General features: G+C 42.7%; 6 protein-coding genes. 4 read left to right on the top strand and 2 right to left on the bottom strand.

Annotation, left to right across the window (positions count from 1 at the left end; all coding sequences use genetic code 11):
* Nucleotides 1-319 precede the first annotated feature (319 nt).
* Nucleotides 320-1,018 carry a DNA glycosylase gene (locus JMY08_RS13745; RefSeq protein ID WP_413786704.1) on the bottom strand — a complete coding sequence of 233 codons (699 nt, stop codon included), beginning with the start codon at nucleotides 1,016-1,018 and terminating at the stop codon, nucleotides 320-322.
* Nucleotides 1,019-1,288: 270 nt separating this feature from the next.
* Here JMY08_RS13745 and upp point away from each other — a divergent pair, with 270 nt between their 5' ends.
* Together upp and JMY08_RS13735 are read left to right on the top strand one after the other, a co-directional pair.
* Nucleotides 1,289-1,948 (top strand): uracil phosphoribosyltransferase, encoded by a 660-nt coding sequence (gene upp, locus JMY08_RS13740; protein ID WP_189586156.1) that lies wholly within the window; start codon nucleotides 1,289-1,291, stop codon nucleotides 1,946-1,948.
* A gap of 116 nt (nucleotides 1,949-2,064) precedes the next feature.
* On the top strand, nucleotides 2,065-2,817 hold the full coding sequence (locus JMY08_RS13735; protein ID WP_201593740.1) for an SDR family NAD(P)-dependent oxidoreductase: 753 nt from the start codon (nucleotides 2,065-2,067) through the stop codon (nucleotides 2,815-2,817).
* Nucleotides 2,818-2,841: 24 nt separating this feature from the next.
* Here the strand turns inward: JMY08_RS13735 and JMY08_RS13730 are convergent, their stop codons facing one another.
* On the bottom strand, nucleotides 2,842-3,510 hold the full coding sequence (locus tag JMY08_RS13730) for a hypothetical protein (protein ID WP_201593739.1): 669 nt from the start codon (nucleotides 3,508-3,510) through the stop codon (nucleotides 2,842-2,844).
* Between the two features lie 236 nt (nucleotides 3,511-3,746).
* Between JMY08_RS13730 and JMY08_RS13725 the strand changes: the two genes are divergently transcribed.
* A complete protein-coding gene (locus JMY08_RS13725) occupies nucleotides 3,747-4,718 on the top strand; it encodes an alpha/beta fold hydrolase (RefSeq protein WP_201593738.1) in 972 nt (323 codons plus the stop codon).
* Nucleotides 4,719-4,895: 177 nt separating this feature from the next.
* Nucleotides 4,896-5,732, top strand: coding sequence for an alpha/beta fold hydrolase (locus tag JMY08_RS13720; protein ID WP_201593737.1), 837 nt, complete (start codon nucleotides 4,896-4,898; stop codon nucleotides 5,730-5,732).
* Nucleotides 5,733-5,820: the final 88 nt, after the last annotated feature.

Below are 5,820 nucleotides of genomic sequence, written 5' to 3'. Positions count from 1 at the left end.
TACTTCCAGCTCGTCTTGATGAGGGCGTATTATAGACGCTTTAAATCTCGTGTCAAGAGGTAATTTCTATTTAGTTTCAAGTAAATGTCTCATCACTCATTCTAAACAGCCTTCCCTTTCAACTAGGGCGCATTATACGGGGTTTTAAGACTGGGTCAAGGGGTTTGTCTTCTATTTTGAGGACTATCTAATTTTATAATTAATACCATCTATTTATCAGTTGGTTAGGGCTAAAAATAACTTTTCCTTTATCAAGACTAACTCTTTTCCTTAAATTTAGTCGGAGCTTCTATATAGACCTCTTCTATATATGATGCTTTTATAGCTTACCTATCTTTTTAAAAAAGTCTTTATAGGCCGCTACTTTTTTATCTAAGGCTAAAGGATAGGCGCGTGAGGTTGAAGGCAACCTATATAAGGTAAGATTATTTACATCCACTTTTTGATTGTTATCGTTTTGCCATTGATAGGGATAATCCATATTTTGATTGGTCTTAGGATATTTGGACTTGGCTGGTGGTTCGGCCAATAAGTTAAGCAATACTTCAGTCGCCTTACCGCCTGTGGTAAATAACGTATGAACCTTTGGCACTTGTGGCAAGATGTTATCTAAGTCGACAGTGGTCACAACCGTTAAATTTTTATCTGAAGCATTACCGGTTTCACGAATCGCTTGTCTTACTGTGGGGCAAGAAGCTATGCCACGCTCAAACATAAAGTCGTGGATACGCTCAGGATCAAAGCGCTTCTCATCCCCTACTCTAAAATAATCTGCATCATCAAAAAATACGCGACCATAGATACGCCACATATCATTATAAAAGTTCGGATAGTGAAAACTCATTGCCCATTTATCGGCAGTCGGAGGAAAGGTGCCCATCATCATCACGGTGGCATCTGGCGGTAACACAGGAGCGAACGGATGGGTTTCTACTTCTACAGCCTTCGTTTTGGATAAGGCGCTAGCACTATTGGCGTTATTCATTACATCTTCAGTGTTCGCTGGTTGATTGTTCATAAGATTCTTCATCAGAAAAGCAGTTTTTTTGGTATCATAGCAGGCCTAAACACTACTTCGTATTTAACCATGGCATATAGTCGGCTTAGATAGGCAAATGATAATTTAATTGGCTTAAACCATCTTTGCTTTGATTGCGATTATGGAAACGTTAAGCTTATGATTACTGTGTTACCTATAGGGTTGAAGTGTAGTAAGTGTTTGTATCTTTTATACTAATAGCAAACGCAGTGACTGCGCAAGCATCAGACCAAAACCAAGAGAGTATTTATGAGCGACTTAAATAGCGGTTTAGAAATTACGGTAATCGATCATCCATTAGTCCGTCATAAACTCAGTTTAATGCGCGAAAAAGACTGTAGTACTTATAAGTTTCGTACATTGACCAAAGAGCTTGCACGCTTGATGGCGTATGAAGCGAGCCGCGATTTTGAGATTGAAACGTTCCCAATGGAAGGCTGGTGTGGTGAAATCACTGGTGAGCAAATTATCGGTAAGACAGCAACGATTGTACCGATTTTACGTGCGGGTATTGGCATGTTGGACGGTGTGCTCGATTTGATTCCTACTGCTAAGATTTCTGTGGTTGGTTTACAGCGTGATGAAGAAACCTTACAGCCAGTACCTTTCTTTGAAAAATTCGTCAGCCACATGGACAAACGCCCTGCCCTAATCATTGATCCAATGCTAGCCACTGGTGGCTCAATGGTTGCGACCATCGAGATGCTAAAGAAAAATGGCTGCACCAATATCAAAGCGTTGGTATTGGTTGCCGCACCTGAAGGCGTGCGTGTGGTCAATGAAGCACATCCTGACGTAACTATTTATACCGCTGCATTAGACAGTCATTTGGATGAGCACGGTTATATTATTCCAGGTCTTGGCGATGCGGGTGATAAGATATTTGGTAAACAGTTAGCTAATAAATAAGTAACCGTAGTTGCGACAATTATGGTTAATGCAAGCAAATCAAAACATATACGCTAAGACAAACAGTCGTCTTAAAAATCAGGATACAAACACAGCATCAACGATAAGGATAGATAATGAACGTATTGATTACAGGAGCAAGCGCCGGTTTTGGTAAAGCGCTGGCAGAGCGTCTGATCGCTAATGGTCATCGTGTGATTGGTTGTGCTAGACGCCTTGATAAGCTGAACGCTCTAGCAGAGACATTGGGCGAATCATTCTTACCTGTGGTGATGGATGTGAGCGATACGGCTTCTATTCCACAAATCATTGCTGACTTGCCGGATGGTTTTAAGCAAATCGATGTGCTCGTAAATAATGCGGGATTGGCACTCGGTACTGAGCCCGCACAAAGTAGTAGCCTTGATGACTGGATGCGTATGACTGATACCAATATAAAAGGTCTCATGGCGCTGACTCACGCGGTCTTGCCAGCGATGGTCGCGCGCGATAGCGGTTATATTATCAATGTCGGCTCGATTGCTGGCAGTTGGCCGTACTTTGGTGGGAATGTCTATGGCGCGACCAAAGCATTCGTCAAGCAATTCAGTCTAAATCTGCGCGCGGATTTAATCGGTACCCAGGTGCGCGTGACCAATCTTGAACCCGGTAATGTCGCAGGCACTGAGTTTTCAAACGTGCGCTATCATGGCGATGATGATAAAGCCGCCAAGGTCTATGATGGCTTTAAAAACATGACCGGCGATGACATTGGCGATATTTTATTATGGTTAATCGAATCACCGGCTCATATTAATGTCAATCGCTTGGAAGTGATGCCAGTTGCGCAAACCTATAACGGGCTGACGATTGCTAAGAAAGATTCTTAAACGTTTAGCCGAGCGTTTGGCTCATTAACGTAATTCATAATATCGAAGCAACATAGTCTCATCTATGTTGCTTCTTTTTTTGCTGATGACATTCTCTTCATTGACCAAGCGCAAATCCTGAAAATCTAAAACCAATACTTCATTGCGCGTGCGCTCACTAGTACGCCTATTATGACGTATGGGAAATCCCATCACCTGCCTACCGACGACGGTTATCTGATTAATAACTGCTACTGAACGATTCATAGTAGATTTTTTATGGGCTTGCTGTGCGTTAAAGACCGCCGTGGCAGGATTCACAGTCGTGGTTAATAGCTTATCGAAACGAGCGATTTTGGGCATATCTCCTGCCAAAAACAACGTTTGCGTAAGCGGTAAATACTGAGCATGACGTATGAGCTCTCGGCGAAACAACGCTGGCATATCTGTATTAAAGCTGTCTTCTGTCTGCCGATAAAAAGCCATAAATTGACGCTGCAAATAACCGCCAAATACCGTAAAGTTAATCCACTGTTGATAAGTGTCATTGGCCAGTAATTGCCTAGTGAAAGCATCGGAAAAAGCCTTGGCATCTGTCTTAATGTTACCCGTTAACATCGCTATCAATAAGCTGTGCGCATCATTAAATGTCTGCTGCTCCCAAACTTGTGGGTAAAGGCTGCTATCCAGTGACGCTAGTGTCGGTGTGCTCATAAGCATCGCCCCTTTATTCTTTTATTTCAAGTTTAGGATAATGGCTGTTAATCACAAGCGTCACTTACTGTCTATACATTTTATGCTATGGTCAGCTTAGCTGTGTTTGATTAATACAAGTTTTATTAGCACAGATTTTACTATAACAAGCTCTCATCGATAAGATAAAAATACTTTATGTTTTATGTTCAACATGCCCTAATTAATTACAATATATATGACGGAAATATGACGCTATGATGACCAATTTAATGACGTTGCCCAGTCGCTACCAGTCGCGTTATCAGTTGCAAACGCTGACGGTTACTACTGCTGACGGTACGTCGCTGCCAGTTTCAGTTATTGGTCAAGGCACGCCAGTGCTAATGCTGCATGCTTATGGGATGGATGCACGCGAATTCTTGCCTTTTATCTTGGCATTGACGGGTAAATATACATTTTATTTGCCGCATCTGCGTGGTTTTGGCGCTGCAAAAGCTCTCACGATGGAACAGTTTGATTTTGTCCGTCAATATGCGGATGATGCCAACGCTGTGATTGAGAAAATTTGTGAATGGCGTCAAATAGAGGCTTTGCCAGTGGCGGCTATTTCGATGGGTGCGCAAGTCATGTGGTCTTATTTTGAGCGTTTTGGCGCATCAAGGGTCAGTCGCTATCTTAATATTGATCAAAATCCAGCGATTCATAATCAAGGCGACTGGCAAGGGGGGCTATTTGGCACGCGTCAGCAAGAAGTGTTCGATATCTTTCAAGAAGTAATCGATCTGACCTTACCTTATGCGGACTCTAATAGCTTTGCCCATCTGCCTTTTGCGCTCAAGCGCCGTGCAACCGATGTCGAAAGGCTGTTTTCTTTGTTATCCGTCAATCGCACGCGTTCAAAAGCTTTTATACAAGCGATGACTCATAAAAACGACCACACACTCGCGCTTTACGACCATGACATTTGGCATCAAAAAATGCGCTGCTTGCAAGCCTATTTGGTCTTACCTTACGATTTTCGGGGTGCCATAGATAAAGTGACCATTCCTGTGGTTAATCTCATCGGTGGTCGCTCTAAACTTTATGACGCCAAATGGCAGCAGAAAGTGACCCACATGCTGCCTAACGCCACTGAAGTTATTTTGCCACGTGCAGGTCATGCCATTCCTTTGGATGAGCCGATTGGATTTTATAGAGTATTAAAAGAGTTTTTGCAAGGTCGCTAGCTCAGTGCAACTTACTGTGATGTCACAGAACCACTCTATAATCGACACTGTTACTGTACAACCCGTCATAGTAATCGTTCTATCCACCTTTTATACTAAAAACCTGACGTTAGCTGCGTAAGCGCATTAACGTTAAAATAAAATACTTTTTAATAATAATTCTAAAAGGAAAAACTTATGCCTTACGTTAACGTTGCACAGCAAGATGAACAATCTGTCGACCTATATTACGAAGTCCAAGGTACTGGCAAGCCTGTGGTATTAATCCATGGCTGGCCGCTGAGTGGACGCGCTTGGGAGGCACAACTTCCTGCACTGGTCGAAGCAGGCTATCAAGTGATTACCTATGATAGACGTGGCTTTGGTCAATCTTCTAAACCATGGAATGGCTATGATTATGATACCTTGGCACAAGATTTGAAAGGCTTGATGGATGAGCTGGATTTAACAGATACTACTATCGTTGGCTTCTCTATGGGTGGCGGCGAAGTCGCTCGCTATCTGGGCAAATTTGGTTCAGAGCGCATTAGCAAAGCAGTACTTGCCTCTGCCGTTCCGCCTTATCTGTTTAAAGCTGATGACAATCCTGATGGGGCGTTGACAGATGCCGCTATCCAAGAATTTTTAGACGGCGTAAGCGGAGATCGTATCGCTTTCTTAAACGACTTTACCAAGAATTTCTTTACGCCGGCAGATGGCAAGCTGTTGGTCAGTAAACCAATGCGCTTATATAATCGCGATATCGCCTCGTTTGCTTCAGCGAAAGCGACTTATGATTGTGTCAAATCCTTTAGCTACACCGATTTCCGTGATGACCTAAAAAAATTCGATGTGCCAACCTTAGTCATTCATGGCGATGCTGATCAAATCGTCCCATTCGAGGCTAGCGGTCAACGCTCGCACGATATGATTGCCGACAGTCAGTTGCATGTTGTCGAAGGCGGTCCACACGGTATTAATGTGACCCATGCTAAAGAATTTAATGACACATTGATTGCGTTTTTGAATAGCTAGTTATTATTTAATATGTCCCATCCTAGAATAGGTTGAGGGTTTATGAGAAGTCAGATACTTAGCAGTATCTGACTTTTTCTTTGAGTAC

This window comes from Psychrobacter sp. Pi2-51, assembly GCF_904846665.1.
In the GTDB taxonomy this organism is placed as follows: domain Bacteria; phylum Pseudomonadota; class Gammaproteobacteria; order Pseudomonadales; family Moraxellaceae; genus Psychrobacter; species Psychrobacter glaciei.
The sequence above is the reverse complement of the archived record's forward strand: the minus strand, read 5'-3'. Positions and strand labels throughout refer to the sequence as shown.